The organism is Phyllobacterium sp. SYP-B3895, assembly GCF_009647635.1.
Taxonomy (GTDB): Bacteria; Pseudomonadota; Alphaproteobacteria; order Rhizobiales; family Rhizobiaceae; genus Phyllobacterium; species Phyllobacterium pellucidum.
Map to the genome: position 1 here is coordinate 21018 of NZ_WJIG01000001.1, position 22860 is coordinate 43877.

The 22860-nt window shown below is 58.3% G+C and carries 29 protein-coding genes, 1 tRNA gene, 1 pseudogene and 1 riboswitch; of the genes and pseudogenes, 10 read left to right on the top strand and 21 right to left on the bottom strand.

Going from position 1 to position 22860, the window contains the following annotated elements:
- Nucleotides 1-154: 154 nt before the first annotated feature.
- The 13 genes from GF108_RS00095 to GF108_RS00150 all read right to left on the bottom strand — a co-directional run bounded on the left by GF108_RS00095 (nt 155) and on the right by GF108_RS00150 (nt 7163).
- The gene (locus GF108_RS00095; protein ID WP_153666393.1) at nt 155-514 is read right to left on the bottom strand and encodes a hypothetical protein; all 360 of its coding nucleotides are present in this window, start codon (nt 512-514) and stop codon (nt 155-157) included.
- Nucleotides 511-807 carry a hypothetical protein gene (locus GF108_RS00100; protein ID WP_153666394.1) on the bottom strand — a complete coding sequence of 99 codons (297 nt, stop codon included), beginning with the start codon at nt 805-807 and terminating at the stop codon, nt 511-513. Before GF108_RS00100 ends, GF108_RS00095 begins: the two co-directional genes overlap by 4 nt.
- Complete coding sequence (locus tag GF108_RS00105; RefSeq protein ID WP_153666395.1) at nt 800-1330, bottom strand: hypothetical protein; 531 nt, start codon at nt 1328-1330, stop codon at nt 800-802. The genes GF108_RS00100 and GF108_RS00105 overlap by 8 nt, the downstream gene beginning before the upstream one ends.
- A gap of 400 nt (nt 1331-1730) precedes the next feature.
- On the bottom strand, nt 1731-2168 hold the full coding sequence (locus GF108_RS22235) for a hypothetical protein (RefSeq protein WP_210386041.1): 438 nt from the start codon (nt 2166-2168) through the stop codon (nt 1731-1733).
- 1 nt (nt 2169) lies between these two features.
- Nucleotides 2170-3585, bottom strand: coding sequence for a fusion protein (locus GF108_RS00115; RefSeq protein ID WP_153666396.1), 1416 nt, complete (start codon nt 3583-3585; stop codon nt 2170-2172).
- Nucleotides 3585-4214, bottom strand: a complete 630-nt coding sequence (locus tag GF108_RS00120; RefSeq protein ID WP_153666397.1) for a hypothetical protein — start codon at nt 4212-4214, stop codon at nt 3585-3587. Before GF108_RS00120 ends, GF108_RS00115 begins: the two co-directional genes overlap by 1 nt.
- The gene (locus GF108_RS22240; protein ID WP_210386059.1) at nt 4214-4579 is read right to left on the bottom strand and encodes a hypothetical protein; all 366 of its coding nucleotides are present in this window, start codon (nt 4577-4579) and stop codon (nt 4214-4216) included. Before GF108_RS22240 ends, GF108_RS00120 begins: the two co-directional genes overlap by 1 nt.
- Entirely contained in the window at nt 4509-5327 is an 819-nt protein-coding gene (locus GF108_RS00125; RefSeq protein WP_210386042.1) for a tape measure protein, read from the bottom strand. Before GF108_RS00125 ends, GF108_RS22240 begins: the two co-directional genes overlap by 71 nt.
- Nucleotides 5327-5476, bottom strand: coding sequence for a hypothetical protein (locus GF108_RS00130; RefSeq protein WP_153666398.1), 150 nt, complete (start codon nt 5474-5476; stop codon nt 5327-5329). Before GF108_RS00130 ends, GF108_RS00125 begins: the two co-directional genes overlap by 1 nt.
- A 32-nt stretch (nt 5477-5508) precedes the next feature.
- Entirely contained in the window at nt 5509-5892 is a 384-nt protein-coding gene (locus tag GF108_RS00135; protein ID WP_153666399.1) for a gene transfer agent family protein, read from the bottom strand.
- Nucleotides 5889-6329, bottom strand: a complete 441-nt coding sequence (locus tag GF108_RS00140) for a phage tail tube protein (RefSeq protein ID WP_153666400.1) — start codon at nt 6327-6329, stop codon at nt 5889-5891. The genes GF108_RS00135 and GF108_RS00140 overlap by 4 nt, the downstream gene beginning before the upstream one ends.
- Nucleotides 6330-6351: 22 nt before the next feature.
- Complete coding sequence (locus GF108_RS00145) at nt 6352-6756, bottom strand: DUF3168 domain-containing protein (protein ID WP_153666401.1); 405 nt, start codon at nt 6754-6756, stop codon at nt 6352-6354.
- Nucleotides 6753-7163 (bottom strand): HK97-gp10 family putative phage morphogenesis protein, encoded by a 411-nt coding sequence (locus tag GF108_RS00150; protein WP_153666402.1) that lies wholly within the window; start codon nt 7161-7163, stop codon nt 6753-6755. The genes GF108_RS00145 and GF108_RS00150 overlap by 4 nt, the downstream gene beginning before the upstream one ends.
- Before the next feature lie 162 nt (nt 7164-7325).
- On the opposite strand from GF108_RS00150, the gene GF108_RS00155 reads away from it, so the two are divergent.
- The 4 genes from GF108_RS00155 to GF108_RS00170 all read left to right on the top strand — a co-directional run bounded on the left by GF108_RS00155 (nt 7326) and on the right by GF108_RS00170 (nt 9416).
- Nucleotides 7326-7613 (top strand): hypothetical protein, encoded by a 288-nt coding sequence (locus tag GF108_RS00155; protein ID WP_210386043.1) that lies wholly within the window; start codon nt 7326-7328, stop codon nt 7611-7613.
- Nucleotides 7613-8017 carry an HNH endonuclease gene (locus tag GF108_RS00160; RefSeq protein WP_153666403.1) on the top strand — a complete coding sequence of 135 codons (405 nt, stop codon included), beginning with the start codon at nt 7613-7615 and terminating at the stop codon, nt 8015-8017. The genes GF108_RS00155 and GF108_RS00160 overlap by 1 nt, the downstream gene beginning before the upstream one ends.
- A 156-nt stretch (nt 8018-8173) precedes the next feature.
- The gene (locus GF108_RS00165) at nt 8174-8380 is read left to right on the top strand and encodes a hypothetical protein (RefSeq protein ID WP_153666404.1); all 207 of its coding nucleotides are present in this window, start codon (nt 8174-8176) and stop codon (nt 8378-8380) included.
- Nucleotides 8367-9416 (top strand): tyrosine-type recombinase/integrase, encoded by a 1050-nt coding sequence (locus GF108_RS00170; RefSeq protein WP_153666405.1) that lies wholly within the window; start codon nt 8367-8369, stop codon nt 9414-9416. Before GF108_RS00165 ends, GF108_RS00170 begins: the two co-directional genes overlap by 14 nt.
- 73 nt (nt 9417-9489) lie before the next feature.
- On the opposite strand, the gene GF108_RS00175 is transcribed toward GF108_RS00170, so the two are convergent.
- Nucleotides 9490-9563, bottom strand: a tRNA-Gly gene (locus GF108_RS00175).
- Between the two features lie 62 nt (nt 9564-9625).
- Nucleotides 9626-10717 (bottom strand): 2'-deoxycytidine 5'-triphosphate deaminase, encoded by a 1092-nt coding sequence (locus GF108_RS00180; RefSeq protein WP_153666406.1) that lies wholly within the window; start codon nt 10715-10717, stop codon nt 9626-9628.
- Nucleotides 10718-10794: 77 nt separating this feature from the next.
- A riboswitch (SAM riboswitch) is annotated at nt 10795-10874 on the top strand.
- A gap of 63 nt (nt 10875-10937) precedes the next feature.
- On the opposite strand from GF108_RS00180, the gene GF108_RS00185 reads away from it, so the two are divergent.
- Nucleotides 10938-12131, top strand: a complete 1194-nt coding sequence (locus tag GF108_RS00185) for an O-succinylhomoserine sulfhydrylase (protein ID WP_153666407.1) — start codon at nt 10938-10940, stop codon at nt 12129-12131.
- A 7-nt stretch (nt 12132-12138) separates the two neighbouring features.
- Here the strand turns inward: GF108_RS00185 and GF108_RS00190 are convergent, their stop codons facing one another.
- Nucleotides 12139-12477 (bottom strand): MmcQ/YjbR family DNA-binding protein, encoded by a 339-nt coding sequence (locus tag GF108_RS00190; RefSeq protein WP_172982533.1) that lies wholly within the window; start codon nt 12475-12477, stop codon nt 12139-12141.
- Between the two features lie 134 nt (nt 12478-12611).
- On the opposite strand from GF108_RS00190, the gene apaG reads away from it, so the two are divergent.
- Both apaG and GF108_RS00200 read left to right on the top strand, forming a co-directional pair.
- The gene (apaG, locus tag GF108_RS00195; protein WP_027230342.1) at nt 12612-13004 is read left to right on the top strand and encodes a Co2+/Mg2+ efflux protein ApaG; all 393 of its coding nucleotides are present in this window, start codon (nt 12612-12614) and stop codon (nt 13002-13004) included.
- Nucleotides 13004-13300: a hypothetical protein gene (locus tag GF108_RS00200; protein WP_153666409.1), complete on the top strand. Its 297-nt coding sequence runs from the start codon at nt 13004-13006 to the stop codon at nt 13298-13300. Before apaG ends, GF108_RS00200 begins: the two co-directional genes overlap by 1 nt.
- A 12-nt stretch (nt 13301-13312) precedes the next feature.
- Here the strand turns inward: GF108_RS00200 and GF108_RS00205 are convergent, their stop codons facing one another.
- From GF108_RS00205 to GF108_RS00215, 3 genes are read right to left on the bottom strand one after another with little or no spacing between them, the layout of a single operon-like run.
- A complete protein-coding gene (locus GF108_RS00205; RefSeq protein WP_370462032.1) occupies nt 13313-14308 on the bottom strand; it encodes an Hsp33 family molecular chaperone in 996 nt (331 codons plus the stop codon).
- Complete coding sequence (gene argF, locus GF108_RS00210; protein ID WP_153666411.1) at nt 14301-15239, bottom strand: ornithine carbamoyltransferase; 939 nt, start codon at nt 15237-15239, stop codon at nt 14301-14303. The genes GF108_RS00205 and argF overlap by 8 nt, the downstream gene beginning before the upstream one ends.
- A gap of 10 nt (nt 15240-15249) precedes the next feature.
- Nucleotides 15250-16455 (bottom strand): aspartate aminotransferase family protein, encoded by a 1206-nt coding sequence (locus GF108_RS00215; protein WP_153666412.1) that lies wholly within the window; start codon nt 16453-16455, stop codon nt 15250-15252.
- 503 nt (nt 16456-16958) lie between these two features.
- Here GF108_RS00215 and GF108_RS00220 point away from each other — a divergent pair.
- The gene (locus tag GF108_RS00220; RefSeq protein WP_153666413.1) at nt 16959-17477 is read left to right on the top strand and encodes a GcrA family cell cycle regulator; all 519 of its coding nucleotides are present in this window, start codon (nt 16959-16961) and stop codon (nt 17475-17477) included.
- Between the two features lie 79 nt (nt 17478-17556).
- Here the strand turns inward: GF108_RS00220 and phoR are convergent, their stop codons facing one another.
- On the bottom strand, nt 17557-18822 hold the full coding sequence (gene phoR, locus GF108_RS00225) for a phosphate regulon sensor histidine kinase PhoR (RefSeq protein ID WP_153666414.1): 1266 nt from the start codon (nt 18820-18822) through the stop codon (nt 17557-17559).
- A 63-nt stretch (nt 18823-18885) separates the two neighbouring features.
- Between phoR and ppk2 the strand changes: the two genes are divergently transcribed.
- Nucleotides 18886-19824 (top strand): polyphosphate kinase 2, encoded by a 939-nt coding sequence (gene ppk2 / locus GF108_RS00230; RefSeq protein ID WP_113279769.1) that lies wholly within the window; start codon nt 18886-18888, stop codon nt 19822-19824.
- 302 nt (nt 19825-20126) lie between these two features.
- Here ppk2 and GF108_RS22640 read toward each other — a convergent pair.
- Nucleotides 20127-21659, bottom strand: a pseudogene (locus GF108_RS22640) (glycosyltransferase); the annotation flags it as partial.
- Nucleotides 21660-21960: 301 nt separating this feature from the next.
- Between GF108_RS22640 and GF108_RS00240 the strand changes: the two are divergent.
- A complete protein-coding gene (locus GF108_RS00240) occupies nt 21961-22800 on the top strand; it encodes a transporter substrate-binding domain-containing protein (protein ID WP_153666416.1) in 840 nt (279 codons plus the stop codon).
- The last annotated feature ends 60 nt before the right edge of the window (nt 22801-22860 follow it).

Here is a 22860-nt window from a genome sequence, read left to right on the forward strand (position 1 = left end):
TGCCTGTCGTTCCCTCTTCCAGCCTGAGAGGGCTTCTGCGCCGACAACAACCGACGCGTGAGGCTCGACCTTGCGGCAATCGTCTGGCCACGCCGGGAGGTTACGATCGACTTGGGCTTCACCTTGCACCGTCGCTGCATCGTGCAGCTGCTTGTTAAGGCTTGAGCAACCAGTTGCGATCAGCATCGTCAACAAGACAGGAACGGCCAGCCGCCTTAAGCTTCGCCTCATAATCCGCAATCTTTGTTTCATGCTGTTCGACCTTCTCCGCCTCAGCGGCCCGCGTGTTTTTCAATTTGACCTGGTAGGCATCGATGACGATCTGATCAGCCCTACGCTCGCGCTCGATCTTGTCCGCCTTGGCTTCTGCAGCGGTTGCCTGGGCCTCGGCCACATAGCCGCGCCTTGCGTCGTTTCGTTCGATGGGAATGATAACGAGCGCGTAGAACGTTGCGGTTACTGCTGCCCCGGCGAGCGCATACAGGGCAGCCCTAAAGCCTTCAAGGATTGTCATGGCCCCTCCTCCCCGATCGGAGCGACCGGTGTCGCTGGAGTGACCTCCTCGACGCGAGTTTCAACCCGGCGCCCGCCAACACCGAAGCGCCGTTTGTTCTGGTCATCCCAGATCGCGCCGAAGACATAGGAGCCGAGTGTGCTACCAGCCAGCGTTAAGGCACCGACGGCGACCGTCTCGCGAAGTGAACTCTCCCCGCCGGCAAAAGTAATGTAGGTGACAATGCCACCGCACCAAAGAATGGTGCCGATGACCAGGCTGCGGCGAACACACCATGCGTCAGGATCAATCATCGTCCCCCTCGTACAGCTTCGACTGCTTGGCCCAATCGCGCCAAGGGTTCAGTTCGTAGTGCGGAGCGTCCCATCCGTCGGCGAAGTTGCCGTCCCCATTCCAGTCGAGACCACTGCGCAGCGGGATATTCTTCGCCTTGGCGATCCGCATCATCACCCGGTAAAGATCGGTGAATGCCCGTTGGTTGTTCCAATCGTATGGAGCCGGGAAGAGATCGAACGCGATGGCGGGAACGTAGTTGTGTGCCGACTGTCCGAAGCGGGCTTTGCTCTTGCCGCCGGCGAAGGCTCGCTGCTGGTCGACCCGGCCGCGCGTGGCATCGAGCACCATGAAGTCGATTTCCTTGATCGCTTCGTTGGCAATGTCTTGTAAGAGCGGATGGCACTTAGCCAAAGCCGCTTTGGATTTTGATCCAAAGGAAGGCATGTCAGTTTCCTTGATTTTGGTGAATTTCGCGCAGGAGTATGAGGCGCACAGCGACGTCGCAGGCATGCCAAACAGCCACGCGCGGAGTTTGTGCATGGTGCCCAGTTCCTTGGACGGTTAGGGAAACGCCACTCACCTTATCGGCGCCTATTGATATTTAACTAATTGTCGTCGGAGACGACCCTAAGCCTTGAATCCCCATTGGGGTCAAAGCTACCGTCGAATGTAGTCTTTCTAATAAAGAACTGCTTTGTTAAGAAGCATGTAGATTCGACCTACATATTCGCCATCACGCCTGGGAAAGCTTTTGGAAAGCGGCCTTAAGCCACCAATAGAGAGGCCGCTGCGCTTGTATCGTAAGCCATTTTTATTTCACCCAAGAACCGCGATAGCGTGCCGATAGTTGCTCCTTTCGTGATGCGTCGGAAGGTGGCCGGCAAATGGGAGTATTGCGAAATGCCCGAAGAGCAACTTAAAAAACTGCTCCAACGATTTCTCAAAGAGTCGCAGCAACCGTGAAGAAATTATCCACTTGCTCCGATGTATAGGCTAAAGCTGCGAACCCTTGCTGAAGCATCTCATCAGAGCGGAGAAACGTTCCGCAGTCAGCGTAAGCTGCCCGCGTGCGTTCGTCCTGTGTCGCAATCCATCCTTCGACTGTTGAAAGCAGACCGGCATCGATCAGCTGCAAGCGAAACTGTCGCCGCGATACGCGATCGGGAATAACGGGCTGCGGCGGTGGGGGTATGAATTCGACCGTCTTTTCACCGTCCCACCGATAGCGAAGGCTCAGCAATTCTTGCCACTGGTCATCTGTGATCTCAACAGCATCGTCGGGGATTATGCAATTCGCCTCTCCCCGTAGGCCATGCACGCTTTCGTGATAAAAGGCCGCAGCGAGTCCATCGATGCGAAAAGTCGCAAAATAGTTCATGTCAAATTCCCACAGCTATCCAGTTAATTGGAAGATTTGTTGCGGCGCTGACGGCGCCGGTTGATATCGATCGGCAACGAACGTCAAAGGTTGCCACCCCGACATTGCTTGTAGTCGCGGTGAATGTCGTTGCTCCACCTGCCGCGAACGCTGGAGTGATCGCCAAGCCCAAACAAGCCGCTGGAAAGGCGATTGCAAAGGGGTGCGCATAGTCGGAAGCAGCATTGGAATCCGAGCCGGCCTGAATAATTATCCCATTGGGGAACCGGTACCATGTTGGATTGCCAACTAAAGCAGCAAGCGCGGTGTTACCGTCTGTAGCGGCAAGCAAAGTGCGAATGAACGCAGTTAGGTCTGTCAAAGCGCTCGCGCCCGCGCCTGTCAGATAAGGAAGCTTGTTCGCAGCAGGCGCGCCAGCAATATTGACTGACGCCAAGCCAGCCGCCGTTATCGGCCCGCCGTCCTTCAACGTCTTGCTGTTAGCGCCATTCCACAGGGCGAGATTGGCGTCAGCGTTCGTCGCAGGCCCGCTAACGTCGCCCGCACCCTTGACGGCAATGGCTTTCCAATAGGCGTTAGAAGTCGTGGGCAGGGTCGGAGGCGCGTTTCCCGTGGTCGCCTGCAATGCAATCCACGACGAGCCCTGGTTGGTAACGACATCATCTTTCAGATAGGCCGTCGCGCCCACATAGTCGCCCTTGAACACAAAGCCATTGCCGGCCGCGGCCAGCAGGAACCACTGCACGTTTGAAGTTGTCGGCAACGTCGGTGGCGGGTTATCTGTAGTGACGACGCGCGCGATCCACGATGAGCCGTTGTACAGGACAACGTCGCCGATCGCATAAGTGGTCGACCAGTTATAGTTGCCCTTGGACTGAAATGTACCGTTCGGACCGGTGAGGTAGGCCGGCGTCGACCAATCGCCCGACGCCGAGGAGGGTTTGAAAAAGATCGCAGCACGTCCGTCGCCAACATCGTTCACTAGTACGGAAAAGCCGGTAGGCGATACATCGTAAGCCGCCCTGCCCGCCAGGTTGGCCACCTTGGCATCGGTCTGCACGCCCTCGATCAGATCATTCTTGGCAATGAGCGTCAGCGCCCCCGGTCCGGTAAAGATGGGGATCATGTCGAACGCCCCGGCCAGTGCAGCGAACGCCTGCAGATTGCCGTTGCCGAGCATTTCGATCAGCTCTTGCACCTTGGCCGTCAGGCTGGAGCCGTCGGGCTGATAGCGGATCGCATACGCTGCCCCAGCGAGCGCGCCACCCGTCCATGACTCCGTCAGCGTGATCTGAGTGTTGCTGTCGACCGACGCAATGATCGCATCGAGGTTCTTGGTCTTGAAGGTCGCACCTGGCTTGATGCCGGCAGCTGCCCAAATGGTGCCGACACCGGTACCTGCCGAGATATTGCGCATCAGCGGCTCTCCATCGCCTGAAAAGCAATGACGGCCCTCCCGGTCGCAATATCTGCTGTTGATGAGAAAGAGCCTGGAATGAGCGTCATCAGGCAAGCCGGACGCAGTACCGACACCGCATCATTGATCGCAGTCACCGGCCACAGGTGAGGCCGGATTTCGAACAATGGCGATAGACCCGCACCGCTCGCCGTGAAGTCCTCGAGCACCTGATGCAAGTTGCCGTTGCCAATCTCGATGTAGTCGCCAACCTTGCCGGTATATCCGGCCGGCAGGTTCTTGACGCGAATGGCCTTGCGGCTCGTCGCGATTGTATCGACCTGCAATCCCGAAACCGTTCCTATGCCGACACCGCCAGGATAAGCGATCGGATAGCAACGCGACTTCGACCAAGCCCGAAATTGATTGAGGCCGTTCTCCAGCGCCTTGAAGCGAGCGCGCCAACGATCGAGTTCATTCGGCTTTAGCAGGCGTGACTGGAACGCAGCGGTCCAGAGAGGCGAACCCAAATCCTTGACGATCGTTTGCCCGCCAGCGGTGCGGCTTTGCTCCTGACGCCACAACAGGTCGAACTCGGTCGACCAGCTGGGAAACTCGGTCAGGAGGTCATAGGGAAATGTAATCGCCATTACAGGTTTCTCGTCTTCTGAGCACGGCGAACGGTATCAACGACCCGAGCCGAGAACTCTTGCTTGTCTTTCAACTGCTCGCGCCGGAACTGCGCCAATTCCTCGCTGGTGCCTTGGAAATTGTTCTGCGGCGCGTAGGTGACATTTACCCCACCATTCCCACCAGCGATCGATTGAAGGTTCGGCATCCTCGGCGCCGACCCGACCAGACCGCCCGAGGCATAGCCTTGAAGCTTGCGAAGGTTGTCGACCCCTATGCGCTTGGTCGCTGCCGCATCCATGACGAACTCGCCCTTATGGACGATGCCGGCCGGTTGATATTTGCCGCCCTTGCCGGTGTATCCGCCGCGGTCGAAACCAATCATCTTCCCCAGACCACCAAAGATGCCCCCGAATGCGCCGCCGCTCGAATTGCTTGACCGCGCCAGCTTCGAACGCGCGGAAGAAGGCCTCGGAGGAGACTTTGCCGTCCTTCACCAGGCGCGTGAGCGCCGATACCGAACCGCCAGCTTCTTTCAGGCCGGCGGCGACTGCCTGCAGCAACGGCCGCGCACCATCGAGGAGGGAGTTATATTCTTCGGCCTGGACAACGCCATTGCCGAGCGCCTGGCTCAACTGGAGGAGAGCGCCGCTCGACTCTTCGGCCGACTTGCCCCCTACACGAAGCGACAGAGCAACATTATCGGTGAATTTGAGGAGTTCGGCCTGGTTGACGCCGAGGTCTTTGGCGGACTGAGCCGCGCGGCCATACAGCGTGACAAGATCCTCGATCGGCGCCGCATTGCGCTGGGCGCTGGCAAACAGACTGTCGTAGACCTTATTGAGTTCCTGACCCGATAGGCCGGCAACCTTGAGCGCATTGCTGATGCGCGTCGATGCGTCGATAAGTGACTGCGCGCCTTTCAAAGAACCGGCAGCGGCGAAGGCACCCAAGGCACCTTTGCCAAACCCGCCGGCGAAGGATGCGGAAATGCTCTTGTTTGCACGACGAACGCGGTTCTCTATCGCGCCCATCTGCTTGTTGGTGACACCTACGGCGCGGTTCATCGCGTTTTCGAACTTCTTGATGTCAGCCGAAAGCTGAACAACGAGCCGCTCCAAATCTGTCGCCATCAGCCTGTGATCCAATCAAAAAGTTCGTCTTTTTCAGCGTCAGTCAGTTTGCCGTCGTCTTTCGGCGTGTTGGCTTTGACGTAGCCCTCGACCGCCGCCATGAACTTCCACATTGACATTTTGTCGATTTCATTAGGTGAGAAGCCCATGGCAGCGCCGTTGCCATAGATGGCAGCAAATCTCAGCTTTCCGTTGGGGAGGTTGTCAATTCGCTCTCCGCCGGACTCGCTGCCTCGGTTTTTCCCAAACTTTCCTCCGGGGCCCCCATAAGCCCGGCCGATAGCACCGCTTGAGCGTAGATGATGGATTCGACCGGCGGGCGCGCTTCAACGAAGTCTTTGACGAGTTTGAGCGCCTTGGCCGGCTCCAGCCCGCCACCGATGAGACCCCAGCGGATCACTTCGCGAATGTCGTTCATCTCCCATGTCTGGGAATAAAGACGCTGGAGCACGACATAGGGCCCGGCGTTGCAGGCCTCTTGTACCTTCACCAATTCGCCCCAAGCGAGGCGAAAGGTGTAGGTATCATCGCCGAAATCGAGTTCGATCGATGCGTCACGGCTCATGGAGCAGTTGCCCGAACCATTTCGCCATCGGACTGCAGGGAAACATTGATCGTCGCCCGCTGCCCGTTGTTCGCCCCGACTTCGACGCTCTCAATATGCATCTTGCCGGTCCAGGTGATCGTTTTTGCGGGAAACTCCCATTCGACCTTGACCGGGACGGATTCGATGCTATCGAAGGCTTCAAGCCAGGTGTCAACGCTTTCTGAAGCCAGCACGCCCTCGCCAGTGACGCTCATTGAAAGGCTCGTTGCATCGCGGCCCAGCCAGTCCACCTTGTCAGGATCGGTGCAGTCGGGAATCTGAACCTCTTCGAGGTTCTTGGTCAGCGTGATCGAGCGCTGCGTAAGGCCGCAAGGTGCGGAGTAGACAATCGGGGTCGCGTCATCACCGAGCAGGACCCGGATTTTGCCGCCTTTAATCGTCGTAGCTTGTGCCATTGGTGTCTCCTGTCGATGGCAATCAGGGTTGTTCCGCAAAAGCCTGAAAGCTAATGGCGGCATGGCTCGTTAACCCGTCAGGGTTTCGGAAAACGCGAGTGATGTTGTGCCTGAAATAGACGAGCGCATTGTCTGCGATCGTCAAATCCGTACCGATCAGGGCAGCGCGGACGGCATCGCTGATGCGCTTCACCTCGGGAAAGCCGGAGGAGCGCGACCAGCAGTCGATTTGCATGGTGATCTCAAAGCCGGTGACACAATCAACGTCGTCGCTGATTTCATCCGCCGGGCCGAAACTCACATAAGGAAACGTTGGCGTAGCCGGGACAGCATCATAGATGCGTTGCCCGATCAGCGCCGATACGGTCGCGTCGGCTTTCAGGCGCGCAACAATGGCGCCCTGGAGCTCAAGAATTGGCGATGTCATGATGCGGCGACTTTCCTAGCGGCCTTGGTCGTGGCGAGCGTGATGCGTGATTTCGTTCGCTTTCGCAGCGCCCGATAGGAAACGAAGAAATACGGATGCGCCTGCATTTTCTGCGTCCCGAACTCAAGCCATCGCGCATAGTAGGCCTCGTCGCTGCCGGCAAAAACGACGAGTGAAAGATCGCCGGCGTTCGCCTTTGCCAGAACAATGGAGCCTTTCGGCGCCGCGTCCCACGACCAGCCGATCGAGCGAGCCAAAGCGCCGCTGTCCTTCGGCGCAAGCGATCGCGCCAGCAATACGATCTCGTCGGCACCCTTTGCCAAGGCAGCGCGAATTTCTTCCTTGGCGAATTTCGGCATCAGCTTGAGCTTGCGCACAAGTTTGTCCTGCCCGATTGCCTTGACCATCAGAGCGCTACGCCACTCTCGCAGAGAAGATCGATGAACTGCCGGTCTAATCCCGGGGTCACGTCTCTAACCGCGAAGTAGGTCAGCGAGCGCTTGTCCTGCGCGAACCAATCTGGCGTGATTTGCCTCGTCTGTGAGGTAGAGCGAACGCGAATGACTTGCGTGTGCTTTACCGAGACGCCTTCTGGCAAGTGGGCCCGCACCAAGGATCAGCAGTTGCAGGCATGGGAGCAGGCCTGCCGATCGCGCTGGCGGGCATTGCTGCTGTCCATCAAAGCCAAGCTAGAAAGCGTCGAGGCGGGCATCGAGACGTTTGAAGATGCGTTCCTCGCTCATATCCAGATGCCTGATGGATTGTCTGTCTCGGAGCATGTGCGCCCCCGCATCGCAACCGCGTACGAAACCAATTCAATGCAGCCACTATTGCCCGGCCCGCGGGGTGAGCAGTGATGGCCCGCCAAGTCGGCGAGTGGACGGGAAAGACCGATGACACGAAGGCCCCGCCCCGCGTGCGCCAGCGCGTCTATGACCGGCACAGTGGCGTCTGCCATCTCTGCAAACTGCAGATCAAGACCGGCGAGACGTGGCAAGCCGATCACGTCATTGCCCTGATCAATGGCGGGAAGAATGCCGAGAGCAATCTCGCGCCAGCACATTCTCATTGCCACCTTGGCAAGACAGCGCTGGACGTCAAGGAGAAGGCCAAGGTCGCCAAGGTGCGCGCGAAGCATACCGGCGTCACTCGGCCGTTGGGCTCGGTCAAATCCGCCGGGTTCGCCAAGGTCGTCAAGACCAAGCCGGCTCACACCAAATCCCTCCCGCCCCGCCGTTTATTCGAAAGGATCGAACCATGATATACGGGCAGCGCTTCAAAGGCTGGCTTACCGACTTCACCGTGATCGCCGGGCCGTTCGTTGTCGTCGGCCTTGTCCTGCTGGCTGCTTTTGTGAGGTGCGTAGGATGAAAATCACCGATGCCCTTCGCGTTCTCATTTCGGAGGGGAAGCCCGAATGACAGAAAAACTCCGCTTCACCCGAGCCCAGATTCGCTGCGTAGCCTCGATCGCGAGGACTGAAGGTGTTGGCGTAAAGCTCAACCCTGACGGGTCGATTGTTGTTTTCCCCGATGTTCACAAACCGGAAACGGTTGACGAGAGCGACGATAAAGACCTTGATCGCGAATTGGCGGCGTTCGAGGCAAAGCATGGCTACAATTAAATTGAAGGGCATCCATAAGGTTAAAGCCAAGGGGCGCGACTATTATTACGCCTGGCGTGGCGGACCGAAGCTTGATGGCGAGCCGGGATCGGCCGAGTTCATGGACTCCTATAACGAGGCCATCGCAAGCCGGACTATGCCAGACACGGCAAAATTTCGCTCTCTGGTTGTAATCTACAAAGGAAGCCCAGATTATGCGAAGCTTGCCGATAGCACGAAACGCCAATGGTCGCGGTGGCTCGATCGCATCGCTGATCATTTCGGGACCTTGAGTATCGCTCAATTCGACCGGCCCCAGAAAATCCGCCCGATTATCCGAAAGTGGCGCGGGACGTATGCCCAGACGCCGAGGACCGCCGATTATGGCATGCAAGTGCTATCGCGCGTTCTATCGTATGCGGTTGACCCCCTCGGAAAGATTACATCGAACCCGTGTGAAGGAATCAAACAGATTTATGGCAATGACCGCGCTGCTATCATCTGGACTGATCAGGATATCAAGCAGCTAAAGACTGCAACAGATGACAAGGGCAACGCGACTTGCTCGCTTGAGGTTGGGCTTGCTGTAGATCTTGCAGCCCATACCGGCTTACGAGTTAGTGATCTAGTGCGCCTGTCCTGGTCACATGTCGGCGAGGACGCAATCGTCATCACAACCGGAAAGAGCAATCACAAGCGCGAGGCTGTGATTCCGCTCTACGAGGATCTCCGGACGCTTCTCGATCGCGTTCCTAAACGTTCACCTGTCATCTTGACAAGCAGCCGCGGGACGCCATGGACGAGCGACGGCCTGGCATCGTCGTTCCACACGGCGAAGACTGATGCTGGAATGAAGGGAAAGGACCTTCACTTCCATGACTTGCGGGGCACGGCTGCGACAAAATTCTATACCGCCGGCCTACCGGAGCGTGTCATTGCTGAGATTTTAGGTTGGGAAGAGGACTCGGTGGCGAAAATTATTCGTCGCTATGTGGACAGGACAGCCGCCACAAAAGCCATCATTCGACAGCTCAATGAGGCCAGAAAGAGAACATAGGTTGTAAAACTTTGTGTAAAACTCCCCCAAAAGGGGCATCGTAAAATATCAGTTAAATCATTGAAAAGATTGATGGAGCGGGTGAAGGGAATCGAACCCTCGTATTCAGCTTGGGAAGCTGCTGCTCTACCATTGAGCTACACCCGCATTCCACTATCAGTGACCGCTGACAGCGGTCTTTGTCAAGGGGTCGCGAGCGGGCTCCGCCGTCAGCGGAAGTGCTTTGAAAGCTTCAGGCCCTGCGCCTGGTAGTTGGAGCCGAGATCAGTTCCATAGAGGGCGCGCGGTCGCTCCAGCATGTGCTCGTAGATCAGGCGTCCGACGATCTGTCCGTGTTCGAGAATGAACGGCACTTCATGGCTGCGCACTTCGAGCACGGCGCGGCTACCGGTGCCGCCCGCTGCCGTATGGCCGAAGCCCGGATCGAAGAAACCGGCATAATGCACGCGGAATTCGCCCACCAGCGGGTCGAACGGCGTCATCTCGGCGGCGTAGAGCGGCGGCACGTGGACCGCTTCGCGCGAGACGAGGATATAGAACTCATCGGGATCGAGCACGAGTTCCCGGGCGCCGCGATCATGGATCGGCTCCCAGAAGTCGAAAAGATCGTGGACGCCGCGCCGGTCGACATCGACGACGCTGGTATGATGCTTGCCGCGATAGCCGACAAGGCCATTCTGGTCGCCTGTGAGGTCGATCGAAAGGGCGATGCCGCCGCCAGAAATATTGGGGGTCTCGGAGGCAACGAGCGTCTCGGCGGCGTGAAGTTCCGCAAGCTCTGTTTCCTCGAGTTGCGCGCGCCCGGTCCGGAAGCGGATCTGCGACAGCCGCGAGCCGGTCCGGGCGACGATCGGGAAGGTGCGCGGGCTGACTTCAAGGTAAAGCGGGCCATGATAGCCGGCCGGAACCTTGTCGAACTCCTGCGCGCCATCGACGATGACCCGTGTGAAGATATCGAGGCGCCCGGTCGAACTCTTCGGATTGGCGGAGGCTGAAACCTCGGCAGGCAGCGCCAGGCTTTCAAGGAGCGGAACGATATAGACGCAGCCGGTCTCGAGGACCGCGCCCTCGGTCAGATCGATTTCGTGCAGTTTCAGGCGCTCGAGCTTGTCGATGACCGGCGTGCCCGGGCCCGGCATGAAGCTCGCGCGTACGCGGTAGGCCCGCTTGCCGAGGCGCAGATCGAGGCTCGCCGGCTGGATCTGGTCGACGTCGAATTCGCGCTCGGTCTTGAGTGCTCGCGCCTCAAATAGCGCCCTGATGCCGCTATCGGCCAATATGCCCGCTTCTCGTCTCGCCATGTCGACCATCCATACAAAGAGACGAAAAGCTTTAGCGCCTCACCCGATTGACGCAAGCGGCCAAGAGGATTAAAGCACTTTTATCCCGTGGTGATTTGGCCGGCCGGCTTGCAGCCACGTAAAATAATTTGCTAAAAGAGGCCCGGTCTCGTCCGGCCTTTTTGCGATACCCGCAAGGCCGGTTTTTTATTGGCCAGTCTTCTGGCAGATTGAGACAGCGATGACCAAGGATACCACCCGCAAACTGCGTCCCGCCACCCAGCTCGTCCATGCCGGAACCCTGCGTTCCGGCTTCGGGGAAACCTCCGAAGCCTTGTTCCTGACGCAAGGTTTCGTGTACCCGTCCGCAGAAGCGGCCGAGGCGCGTTTCAAGGGCGAAGAGCCCGGATTCATCTATTCGCGCTATGCCAATCCCACGACCGACATGTTCGAAAAGCGCATGTGCGCCCTTGAAGGCGCGGAAGATGCGCGCGCCACCGCTTCGGGGATGGCCGCCGTTGCTGCCGCAATCCTCTGCCAGGTGCGAGCGGGTGACCACGTGCTCGCCGCGCGGGCGATGTTCGGCTCCTGTCGCTACATCATCGAGACCATGCTGCCGCGCTATGGCGTCGACTTCACGCTGATCGACGGCTCCAGGATCGAGAATTGGGAAAAGGCGGTTCGCCCCAACACCAAGGTGATGTTCCTCGAAAGCCCGACCAATCCGACGCTCGAAGTTATCGATATTGCCGCCGTCGCCAGGGTCGCGAACTCCGTTGGCGCCAAGCTGATCGTCGACAATGTATTCGCAACGCCGCTCTTTCAAAAGCCGCTCGAACTCGGCGCCCACATCGTCATCTATTCGACGACCAAGCATATTGACGGCCACGGCCGCTGCCTCGGCGGCATGATTCTGTCGGACAAGCAGTGGATCGACGAAAACCTGCACGAATATTTCCGCCACACTGGCCCCGGACTTAGCCCGTTCAATTCCTGGGTCATGCTGAAAGGGCTCGAAACGCTTGCCGTGCGCGTTCACCAGCAGACGAACAATGCAGCCAAGATTGCCGACTTCCTTGCCGGACATCCGGCCGTCTCGAAAGTGCTTTATCCCGGCCGCGCCGATCACCCGCAGGCCGATATCGTCGCCAAGCAGATGAGCGGTGGCTCGACGCTGATCGCCTTCGAGGTCAAGGGCGGCAAGAACGCCACATTTGCGGTCGAGAATGCACTCGAGATCATCCAGATCTCCAACAATCTCGGCGATTCAAAGAGCCTTATCACCCACCCGACAACGACGACGCACAAGAACCTGACGGACGAGGCCCGTGCCGAACTCGGCATATCCGATGGACTGCTGCGGCTATCCGTCGGTCTCGAAGACGTCGATGATCTCGTCGACGATCTCGATGCGGCACTGAACGCATCGCGCTAGGACCTGGCTATAGCTGGTGGCGCGCCGACACTGATTTTGGCGCGGCCTTCCGCCATGCCATCGCCATGGCATGGCGCACGACATCGGGCTCGGCCATGGCGAGGATGACAAAGGTCGCACCTTTCTCGCCCCAGCCGCCCGGTACCGGTTCAAACATGTCTGCCGAGGTCTCCCGCATCATGGCCTGGTCGTCGCGCGTCAGCATCAGAACCCCGCGCTGTTTTTCCGGACGCAAGGTGGCGAAGATTTTGTTGCTCACACGAAAATCGGTTGTGCCAAAATGGCTGCCTTGCGTGCTTTCCGGAAATGAGTGCGCCATGGCGGCGAAGGCTTCCAGGGTCATCATGACTGGCTCCTTTTGCATCCCCGATCCTACCAAAGGAACCGTGACTGACGAAGGTTTTAGTTCGATCCGTGACCAGTAATGGTTGACGCATCGGCCGTGAGTGGCGATATCAAGGAGTGAAATCGAGAGCAGGCATGTACAAGGCGACAACGCGCGATATCGAAGTGACGGTCGAGCCGTTCTATCTGGAGGAGCAATCCAATCCGGAGGAAAATCGCTATGTCTGGGGCTACCGGATAACCATTGCCAATGACTCGGATCTGACGGTGCAATTGCGCGCCCGCTACTGGAGGATCACCGATGGCAACGGCCATGTCGAGGAGGTCCGCGGACCGGGAGTCATCGGCGAGCAACCTATTCTCGATCCGGGCGACTCCTTCCAATACTCATCCGGCTGTCCGCTGACGACGACATCGGGGGTTATGGTCGGGCGCTATTCGATGCAGACGACGTCAGGCGAGCGCTTCGATATCGAAATTCCGGCCTTCTCGCTCGACCTTCCCGATCAATTGCGGACCTTGAACTGATGGCCGAAACCGAACGCACCAATGCGCCCTATCTGAAGGCCCTCACCTGCTCCGCTATCGTCTTCGCACTGGCGATCGGCGCCTATTTCCTCGGCTATACCCTACCGAGTTTCACCAGCGCCTCCGACGCCGCCAGCCGATTGTTCGGCCTTGCCCTGGTCCCCGGCCTGATTATCGGCCTCTTTGCCAAGAAATCGCCGAGGCCATGGCCATTATGGCTGATTATCGGCGGGTTCGTCGTTGTTCTGATCGCCGTCACCGTCATCCATGAAATGACGGCTTCGATGCGGGTCTGACCGCGGGATCGATCAGTTTTTCGGCAGAAACTCGCCGGGATCGAACTCGTAGTGCGTCGAGCAGAATTCACAAGTGACGCTGATCTTGCCGTCTTCGATACTGTCTTCGATCTCTTCGGCCGTGAAGCCTGAGAGCACGCCGGCAATCTTCTCGCGCGAACAGGAGCAGTCGTCGTTGACGCGGACCGCATCGAAGACGCGGACGCCGCGCTCGTGGAACAGCCGATAGAGCAGCCGTTCCGCGCCAACCTGCGGATCGGTCAGTTCAGAGCTCTCGATCGTCGCGACCAGCGCCTTGATTTCGGCCCAGTCGTCATCCTCGAAAAACTCGTCCTCGTCGTTGCTCGGCGCATCGCCGGCCGGCAGATCCCGTTGGCGCATGCGAAGCTCGGATTCCGGCAGGAACTGCACGATGAGACCGCCGGCGCGCCATTGTTCGACGGGCTTGCCATCCGGGCCGCGCTCCACGAGCTTGGCGACGGAGAGGCGCACATCCGTCGGGATCTGCTCCGACTGGCGGAAGTAAGTCTTGGCAATCTCTTCGAGGTTCGAGCCGTCGAGTGCGACGATGCCCTGGTAGCGTTGTGTGTATTCGCCCTGGTCCACAGTCAGCGCGAGCGTGCCGCTGCCGATCAATTCCTCCTGGGCGGTACGTTGCTCGGCAATCGCCTCCGCCAAGCGTTCTTCGTCGTAGCGCGCATAGGCGCGCACGGAATTTGGCGTGCGGAAATCGACGACCAGCATGTCGACGGGGCCATCCGACTGCGACTGGAAGATGAACTTGCCGTCGAACTTCAGCGAGGTACCAAGCAGCACGGTCAAAACGATGGCTTCAGCGAGCAGCTTTGCAACGGGTTCGGGATAGTCGTGGCGATTGAGAATCTCATCGAGCGTCGGCCCCAATTGCACCGCGCGGCCGCGGGCATCGAGATCCGCAACCTGAAACGGCACAACGGCGTCGTCGCCGGCAAATACATATTCGTCGGAACGAATTCCGGTATCAGACACTGGAACGTCCTCCTTCAAGACACCATGCGAGAATTGCCTTTTGCGCGTGCAGCCGGTTTTCCGCCTCATCGAAGACCACCGAATGCGGTCCGTCGATGACGGAGTCGGTTACCTCTTCGCCGCGATGCGCGGGCAGGCAGTGCATGAACAGAGCGTCGGGATTGGCATGCTGCATCAATGCATCGTTGACCTGATAGGGTATGAACACGTTATGGCCACGCGCACGCCCTTCCTGTCCCATCGACACCCAGGTGTCGGTGACGATGCAATCGACGTCCTTGACCGCCGCGACGGGATCGGTGGTCAGCTTGATCTTGCCGCCGGCGCCGCGCGCCCAGTCAAGATATTTGCTGCTGGGTTCGCTGCCGTCCGGCGTTGCAATGTTGAGATTGAAGTCAAAACGGGCTGCCGCCTCGACCAGCGAGTGCAGTACATTGTTGCCGTCGCCCGTCCAGGCGAACGTCTTGCCCTGCACCGGCCCGCGATGTTCTTCGAACGTCATGATATCCGCCATGATCTGGCAGGGATGCGTGTCGTCCGTCAAAGCATTGATGACGGGCACCGTGGCGTTTTGCGCCATTTCGGTCAGGCGGTCATGCGTCGTCGTGCGCATCATGATGATGTCGACATAGCGCGACAGCACCTTTGCCGTATCGGCAATGGTTTCGCTGCGGCCAAGCTGCATCTCCGAACCGGTCAGCATGATGGTTTCGCCGCCGAGCTGGCGCATGCCGACATCAAAGGAAACGCGTGTGCGCGTCGACGGCTTGTCGAAGATCATTGCCAATACTTTGCCGGCAAATGGCTTTTCGATATTGCCGGCTTTCAGCCGTGTCTTGCGTTCGCGAGCGTCGTCAAGGATCGTGCGCAGATCGCCGGAGGAGAGCGCTGAAAGGTCGGTAAAATGCCGGAGGTCCTGCTTGATTGTCATGGCCGGTCCCTCACGCGCTCTTCTGTCTGGCGGCAACCGATAGGCGTTCGGCTGCGGTCTCGATGCGTGAAAGCGCCTCGCGCGCCTCATCTTCCGATGCAACCAGAGGTGGAAGCAGGCGAATGACGTTGTCACCGGCACCGACCGTCAGAAAATGCTCGTCGCGCAATGCCTGGACCAGCGTCGTGTTGGGCACGACGCTTTTAAGGCCAATCAAGAGGCCGCGGCCGCGCACTTCCGAAATGACGGCCGGATAGCGGTCGGCAATGGACGCGAGGCCCTGCTTCATCGTGAGGGCAATCTTCTGCACGTGTTCAAGGAAGCCCTCCTCCAGGATGACGTCGAGCACGGCGTTGCCGACAGCCATGGCAAGCGGATTGCCGCCATAGGTCGTGCCATGAACACCCGCGGTCATGCCCTTTGCGGCTTCGGCCGTGGCAAGGCAGGCACCGAGCGGAAAGCCGCCGCCGATGCCCTTTGCGACCGCCATGATATCCGGCCTGATGCCCGACCACTCATGGGCGAACAGCTTGCCGGTCCGACCGACGCCAGTCTGCACTTCATCAAGGATCAGCAAAATACCCTCATTGTCGCAGAGCTTACGCAGAGCGCGCAGATCTTCATCCGGGACGGGACGTACGCCGCCCTCGCCCTGGATCGGCTCGATCAAGATGGCAGCGGTCTCCGGCCCGATGGCAGCCTTCAAGGCCTTTTCGTCACCGAAAGGCACCTGGTCGAAACCCTCGACCTTGGGTCCAAAACCTTCGAGGTATTTTTCCTGGCCGCCAGCCGCGATCGTTGCGAGCGTGCGGCCATGGAACGCGCCTTCGAAGGTGATGATGCGAAATCGTTCGGGATGGCCGTTGACATAGTGGTAGCGCCGCGCGGTCTTGATCGCGCATTCAAGCGCTTCCGCACCGGAATTGGTAAAGAACACCTTGTCGGCGAAAGTCGCGTCGACCAGACGCTGCCCGAGACGGCGCTGGCCGGGGATCTCGTAGACGTTGGAGACGTGCCACAGTTTTTCGCCCTGGCTCTTCAGCGCTTCGACGAGATGGGGATGCGAATGGCCGAGCGAATTGACGGCGATGCCGGCGGCGAAGTCGAGATAGCGCTCGCCGGTTTCGGTCACCAGCCACACACCCTCACCTCGCTCAAAGCGCAGATCCGCACGAGCAAAAGTGTCGTAAAGCGGTTGCGCGATTGCGTCCGTCATATCGTTACGGGCCTCCAATACCCTGTTTGCCGAAACTGCTGATTACAAAGAAGAAACGGCCGTGTTGAAATCAAAAAGCCGCCCCACAATGCCATTTTGAGGGCGGCCATATGCGAGTAATATCGTCATTCGAACCCGAATTGTCAAATGAACACTTTTGATCCCATTCATCACCAACACGAACCGGATGAGCCGATCCATTAACTACAACTTCTGCGCGTATCCGCTGGAATATTTGCCACCGACTCTGCAATTCGTCATTTCTGCAACAGTCTATCGCGCAAGTTGGGGAAAACCCAAAAAAGCACCCCTGGGATCGGCGCCCGACTCTTGTCACAGAGTCATCGCATATTGTAGCTTGGTAATCGAAAAAGCTAGATTTCGTACGGCGTCCTCGTCATCTGAATAGATATGGTATCGAACCAATCTGGAGCAATCCAGATGCGAGGAAGGATTCAGTCCGGAGTCTACATAAACAAGCCCCATATGGAGCTAGGAAAACGATGAACTGGACAGATGAGCGCGTAGAACAGCTGAAGAAACTTTGGGCCGAAGGTCTGAGTGCAAGCCAGATCGCAGCACAGCTGGGCGGTGTCAGCCGCAATGCGGTCATCGGCAAGGTTCACAGGCTGAAGCTGTCCGGGCGGGGCAAGACCACGTCTACCCAGACGCGCAGCAAGAAGATCAACACGGGATCATCCGGCGCCTCGCGCAGCGGCGGTTCGTCGGGGCATGTCGCGACCCGCGTCGTCAGCCGCAGCATCGGCGCGACCGCTTTGCAGACCGAATACAGCACGGAACTCGTGCCTGTCATGAAAACTGTCACGGATGTCGTCGTGCCGATCTCGCGGCGCCTCGAGCTGGTGCAGCTCAACGAGCGCACATGCAAATGGCCGATGGGAGATCCACTGCAGCCGGACTTCAATTTCTGCGGCAACGATGTCGGCGAGGCCGGGCCCTATTGCGGCTATCACTCCCGCCTAGCCTATCAGCCGGCGTCCGATCGCAGGCGCGTCCGCTAATCTTAGCTCCTTCTGACTGAGGCGCCATTCGGCGCCCTTTTTTTGTTTGCCGTGCACCAAGCTCAACGAGCGGTTGGCGTCAGGCCTTCTGAGGACCGAAGACAACGGTGAAGGTCGAGCCCTCGCCGACCCGCGAGCGAACGACCAGGCGCGCACGATGCCGCGTCAGTATGTGCTTGACGATCGCAAGTCCGAGGCCGGTGCCTTTCTGAGCCCTGCTGGTTTCAAGATTGACGCGGTAGAAGCGTTCAGTCAGGCGCGGTATATGTTCCTCCGGTATGCCAGGGCCGAAATCCTGGACCATGGCCTTGATGCCATCGTCGCCGCGCTTGAGCTCGACGACGATGCGCTTGCCCGACTGGCCGTATTTCAAGGCGTTTTCGACAAGGTTCTGAAAGACTTGCGTTAGCTCATCCCTGTCGCCAAGCACGATGACGGGATCGGGATCGATCTTGCGTTCGATTTCGACGCCGAGATCATCCGCAAGCGGGCGCAACGAATCCACTACATGATTGATCAGCGTCGTCAGATCCACCTGGTCCTTGACCGCGATATGCGCCTTCATTTCGATCCGCGACAGTGACAACAGGTCATCGATCAGGCGGGCCATGCGCTCCGCCTGCTTCTGCATGATCTCGAGGAAATTGTCGCGCGCCGCCTCGTCGCGACGTGCCGGCCCGCGCAGCGTCTCGATAAACCCGGTCAAGGATGCGAGGGGCGTGCGTAACTCATGGCTGGCATTGGCGATGAAGTCACTGCGCATGCGTTCAAGGCGATGCGCTTCGGTTTGGTCGCGAAATGATAGAAGATATTGCCGGTCCTTGCCACCGGCCCGGTCGAGGAGGAGAACCGTCGCGCGATACCAGCGCTCGACCGGCACCCTTTCGGCAAAGTCTACCGACCGGGCTACACCATCGGCCATGACTGACTGAACCAGTGTCTGCAGTTCGGGGGCCCGGAAATGCAGGAGCAAAGCCCCGCCGCGCGCAAGCGGCCCGAACGCGCCATTGGCGACGGGATTGACGTAAAGGATCGTCCCGCCATGGTCGAAGATGATAAGCGGGTCGGGCAATTGCGCGGCAAGCTGCTGGCCGGACAGACGGAAAATTGCCGGATCGCTGGCGGGAGATTCCGCTGGTGCATCGCTGCGCGGCAGCGTCGCAGAAAGCGCAACGACCGCCAGGAGGACGAGCATGAGGACGGCAAAGCTCAGCCACCATGTCGCCTGAGTGCTGAGGACAAGGGCGGTAATGAAGGCGGCGGCGCCGAGCACGAAGCGTGCCTGGATCACACGCTCGACGGCCTTTTGACGAAACGTACGGCCCTCCTGCCCCAAAATGCTCATGCACTAAACTCCTGGCCCGGCGTCCTTTTTTGGCTCTGGACGGTACAACGCTCTCTCAATAACATGCCATTGTGTCAATTGAGGACGATTGCTGTGGGTAAAGATTCGAAAAAGAAAACCGATAAACCCGTAGCGGGGGTAGACACCACTCTCAAACTCAAGATCGACGGCAAGAAACGCACTTTCAATATAGACGATCCCAAACTGCCGGACTGGATCGATGACGGCGATCTTGCTTCAGGGGGTTATCCCTATAACGACAAGATGCCGAACGACGAATACGAGAAGACTGTCGAGCGGCTGCAGATCGAACTCGTCAAAATGCAGTACTGGCTGCAGGACACCGGCAATCGCGTCATCTGCGCGTTCGAGGGGCGTGATGCCGCCGGAAAGGGCGGCACAATCTTCACGCTGCGCCAATATATGAACCCGCGCTCGGCCCGCAATGTCGCCCTGCCGAAGCCCAGCGAGATCGAGCGCGGCCAATGGTATTTCCAGCGCTATATCTCGCATTTTCCGACGACGGGCGAGTTCGTCACGTTCGACCGTTCCTGGTACAACAGGGCCGGCGTTGAAAAAGTGCTGGGGTTCTGCACGCCCGAGCAGCATGAATCCTTTTTGGAAGAAGTGCCAGGATTTGAACGCCTTCTCGTTGCGGATGGCATTCATTTCTTCAAGTTCTGGCTCGATATCGGTCAGCTCATGCAGTTGAAGCGATTTCACGACCGCAGGCACAGTCCGTTGAAGAACTGGAAGTTCTCGCCCATCGACATCGAAGGGGCCAAGCGCTGGGACGACTACACGAAGGCGCGCGACGAAATGCTGGCACGCACGCACACGGCCTATGCCCCATGGACGATTGTCAGGTCCAACGACAAGCGGCGCGCGCGCATCGCCGTCATCCGCAGAATTCTCTTGAGCCTGCCATATAAGGGCCGCGACATGGATGTGGTCGGCAATGAAGACGCGCTGATCATCGGCTCCGGCCATGAGTTTCTGTGAGGGCGTCGGCTGATCGGCTCCGGCAATAATGTCCCTGAAGGATCGTGCGGCGTCTTTTCCCAAAGCGAGGGCGCTCTGCCAAGCTGCCAAATGGCACGCCATGCCGCCATGGCGGTAAGCAGCCAATAGAGCGGAAGCCACTGCAGGATCGGTCCGGGAATTGCCTCGGCGACCGGTGTTCTTAGGCCGAGCCTGTAGAATGACAGGAAGCCCATGACAACGCACACGAGATCGAGGGCGAGTATCGCATTGTGCCAGGCAAAGGCATCATCGCGCGCGATATGGACAATCCCAAAGCCTATCCAGAGCAGCATGAACGGATAGACGATCGATGAGACAATGATCCCCGCAACCAGCGTCTGGAACACCATGAAGCGTTGCAATCCTACGTCGCGCAGGAAAGCTCTCGGATTGCGCATTTCAACGAGCCATGTGTGGGCCCAACCTTTCAGCCATCTCGTCCTTTGCCGCAGCCAGATATCGACGCGGACCGGCGCGTCCTCAAGGGTTGGTTGGGTGATCACACCCACATCATAGCCAGAGCGCGCCAAGCGCGCGCCGAGCTCGGCATCCTCGGTGACATTGTATGGATCCCAGCCGCGCACCGCTTCAAGGCAGTTGCGCCTGAAATGATTGGAGCTTCCTCCGAGCGGCAGAATAAAGCCGTGGCGGGCCAGCCACGGAAGCAGGCCGCCGAAATGGGCCGCATATTCGAAGGCGAATAGCCGCGCCAGCAGACAGGAGCCTGCATTCGAAATGATCAGCGGCGCTTGCAGGCATGCAAGCCTCAGGTCCGATATGTCGAAGCGGCGCCAGGCCTCCAGCAACTGGTCGGGATGCGGACGATCTTCCGCATCGTAGACCACGACAAAATCGCCCTTCGCCAATTGCAGCCCATAGTTGAGCGCCTTTGGCTTGGTTCGTGGGCCGAAATTGGCAACGGGGACGATCTTGAAACCCGGCGGTAAGGTCTGGTCTGCCAAAGCCTTCAATGTTGCCGTGTCGTCTGCCTCGCAGAGAAAAAGCACTTCAAGCCTCGACTTTGGCCAATGGAGCCGCTGCATCGCCCTTACAAGTTGGGGCACCACCGCCGCTTCCTTATAAAGTGCGATCATGACGGTGTAGAACGGAAGTTCACCATGTCGTTGTGCAAGACAGCCGGTTTCGGCGGGAATTTCGCCGGTCCTGCCTGCTGCCAGGAAGCGAAGCGCGATGCATGCAAAGAAGAAGGGCAACGAAAAATAGTGATAGCCATCCCAGAGGGTGGAAAGGTGGAAGACCAGTCCGATCATGCCGAGGCTTATCGCGATGCCTAGGACGATACCCTGATTGCCGCTCAGGACCACACGGGACGTACGCTCAAGCCCGCCGATTTCCATCCTGTTCACGCAGTTCAGCAACAGTTCGCGCTCACGGTAGGAATGGATGAATTTATGCAGCTGTGTTGGTGTTGTTATTCTTGTGCGCGCCTTCGCCGCCGGATCGGAAGACAGGCTGTGCTTCAGGTCGCCTATCTCGGCAAGCGTCGGCGCCGCGAACAGCAAAAGTTCGCCTTCAGCTGTCATCACCATCAGCCGGCGTGAATGCAGATCCGGTGCAACAGCCGAACTTTTGCCGATGACTATCGCTCCCTCCGGAATTGCCGCAAAGCCCAGCCCGAGTTCCGCCGCTATCGCCCGGCCAATTGCCGCCTCGTCCGCTACGCCGTATGCCGCAACTTCTTCGAGCAGCGAGGTGCGGTTGGAAACCGCCTCGCGAAAGGCTGCGATAATGGCGTGTTTCGCCGTTCCCGCCTGGCATAGTCTTGCAGCAAGGGCAGCCTCGATCTGCCGCATTGCGGCGCCCGCCTAAAGTAAAGGCCGATGATCAGGCCGACCGATCTCGTTTCGCGATGAAATTCGCAATATATACAATAATACCATGATTAATTCTTTCAATTATAGATTGAGCTTAAAAATTGAAGTATACTTATGGTAGTAATATGTGCGATATAGTGCAAGTAATAAAAATCAATGTTTTAAACAAGTCAATATACCTTCCCGGTTTTGCTTGCGCGGGATCACCAGCCAATTGCGCTTTTTGAGGTGAAGAGATCGTGTTAGCTTGGCCCCAAATCAAATAGCACCACGGTATCGCATGCCTTTCCGCAAGATCGCCCCGTTTCTCGCCGCCTTCATTTTGGCAGTCCTGCCAGCTATGGCTGCCGAATCCGATTTTCCGCACTACTGGGATGGACGCGAGCATGTCGCCAAGCCCGACCTTTCGACCGTCGAGCGCATTCGCTTCGTGACGACCGTCGACTATCCGCCGTTCAACTTCGTCGATGCGACGGGGCGCATCTCGGGATTCAATGTCGATCTGGCGCGGGCACTCTGCAACGAACTCGGCGTGACCGCCATCTGCCAGATTGAGGCTCGCCCGTGGAACGAGTTGCAACCAACGCTTGAAAGCGGCGAAGCCGAGGCGATCATCGCCGGCCTGAAGCCAACCGCAGCCCTGCGGGAGAAGTTTGCCTTTACGGCTCCCTATATCCGCCTGCCTGCGCGCTTCATGGCGCTCAAGGAAACTACCTTTGCCGAACCCTTCGCAGACACTCTCAAGGAAAAGACCATCGGCGTGATTGCGGGTTCAGTGCACCAGGCAATTTTTGCCGATTATTTTCCAAACAGCCATTGGGTTGGTTTTCCGACGCGCGAACTCATGTTCAGGGACCTGCAGGCCAAGAAGATCGATGCCGTATTTGGCGACGGCTCGGACCTTTCCTTCTGGATCGGCAGCCCCGAGGCAAAGGATTGCTGCGCCTTTGTCGGCGGCCCCTACATTGCGCCGCAGTTCTTGGGTGAAGGAATGATGATCGCAACCACGCTCGAAAATCAAAAGCTTGTCGATGCATTCGATTTCGCACTGAAGGCGATCGAGGAAAAAGGCATCACATCGGAACTCTATCTGCGATACTTTCCCGTCGATTTCTACTAATCGATTGTCTTAACCCCGAAATCATTGCCGATTGCGCCTCCGTGCCGCCCATGCGATTGA

Coding starts and splice junctions, on each gene's coding strand:
- GF108_RS00145 (WP_153666401.1), bottom strand. CDS start 6,756: ATGACATCGCCAATTCTTGAGCTCCAGGGCGCCATTGTTGCGCGCCTG.
- GF108_RS00135 (WP_153666399.1), bottom strand. CDS start 5,892: ATGAGCCGTGACGCATCGATCGAACTCGATTTCGGCGATGATACCTAC.
- GF108_RS22240 (WP_210386059.1), bottom strand. CDS start 4,579: ATGATTGGTTTCGACCGCGGCGGATACACCGGCAAGGGCGGCAAATAT.
- GF108_RS00095 (WP_153666393.1), bottom strand. CDS start 514: ATGACAATCCTTGAAGGCTTTAGGGCTGCCCTGTATGCGCTCGCCGGG.
- GF108_RS00100 (WP_153666394.1), bottom strand. CDS start 807: ATGATTGATCCTGACGCATGGTGTGTTCGCCGCAGCCTGGTCATCGGC.
- GF108_RS00105 (WP_153666395.1), bottom strand. CDS start 1,330: ATGCACAAACTCCGCGCGTGGCTGTTTGGCATGCCTGCGACGTCGCTG.
- GF108_RS00240 (WP_153666416.1), top strand. CDS start 21,961: ATGCCTTTCCGCAAGATCGCCCCGTTTCTCGCCGCCTTCATTTTGGCA.
- argF (WP_153666411.1), bottom strand. CDS start 15,239: ATGACAATCAAGCAGGACCTCCGGCATTTTACCGACCTTTCAGCGCTC.
- GF108_RS00115 (WP_153666396.1), bottom strand. CDS start 3,585: ATGCGCAATATCTCGGCAGGTACCGGTGTCGGCACCATTTGGGCAGCT.
- GF108_RS00180 (WP_153666406.1), bottom strand. CDS start 10,717: ATGGCGAGACGAGAAGCGGGCATATTGGCCGATAGCGGCATCAGGGCG.
- ppk2 (WP_113279769.1), top strand. CDS start 18,886: ATGCCATTGTGTCAATTGAGGACGATTGCTGTGGGTAAAGATTCGAAA.
- GF108_RS22235 (WP_210386041.1), bottom strand. CDS start 2,168: ATGAACTATTTTGCGACTTTTCGCATCGATGGACTCGCTGCGGCCTTT.
- GF108_RS00120 (WP_153666397.1), bottom strand. CDS start 4,214: ATGGCGATTACATTTCCCTATGACCTCCTGACCGAGTTTCCCAGCTGG.
- GF108_RS00125 (WP_210386042.1), bottom strand. CDS start 5,327: ATGGCGACAGATTTGGAGCGGCTCGTTGTTCAGCTTTCGGCTGACATC.
- GF108_RS00200 (WP_153666409.1), top strand. CDS start 13,004: ATGGCCGAAACCGAACGCACCAATGCGCCCTATCTGAAGGCCCTCACC.
- GF108_RS00215 (WP_153666412.1), bottom strand. CDS start 16,455: ATGACGGACGCAATCGCGCAACCGCTTTACGACACTTTTGCTCGTGCG.
- GF108_RS00220 (WP_153666413.1), top strand. CDS start 16,959: ATGAACTGGACAGATGAGCGCGTAGAACAGCTGAAGAAACTTTGGGCC.
- GF108_RS00185 (WP_153666407.1), top strand. CDS start 10,938: ATGACCAAGGATACCACCCGCAAACTGCGTCCCGCCACCCAGCTCGTC.
- GF108_RS00165 (WP_153666404.1), top strand. CDS start 8,174: ATGACAGAAAAACTCCGCTTCACCCGAGCCCAGATTCGCTGCGTAGCC.
- GF108_RS00130 (WP_153666398.1), bottom strand. CDS start 5,476: ATGGGCTTCTCACCTAATGAAATCGACAAAATGTCAATGTGGAAGTTC.
- GF108_RS00140 (WP_153666400.1), bottom strand. CDS start 6,329: ATGGCACAAGCTACGACGATTAAAGGCGGCAAAATCCGGGTCCTGCTC.
- GF108_RS00190 (WP_172982533.1), bottom strand. CDS start 12,477: ATGATGACCCTGGAAGCCTTCGCCGCCATGGCGCACTCATTTCCGGAA.
- phoR (WP_153666414.1), bottom strand. CDS start 18,822: ATGAGCATTTTGGGGCAGGAGGGCCGTACGTTTCGTCAAAAGGCCGTC.
- GF108_RS00150 (WP_153666402.1), bottom strand. CDS start 7,163: ATGGTCAAGGCAATCGGGCAGGACAAACTTGTGCGCAAGCTCAAGCTG.
- GF108_RS00160 (WP_153666403.1), top strand. CDS start 7,613: ATGGCCCGCCAAGTCGGCGAGTGGACGGGAAAGACCGATGACACGAAG.
- apaG (WP_027230342.1), top strand. CDS start 12,612: ATGTACAAGGCGACAACGCGCGATATCGAAGTGACGGTCGAGCCGTTC.
- GF108_RS00170 (WP_153666405.1), top strand. CDS start 8,367: ATGGCTACAATTAAATTGAAGGGCATCCATAAGGTTAAAGCCAAGGGG.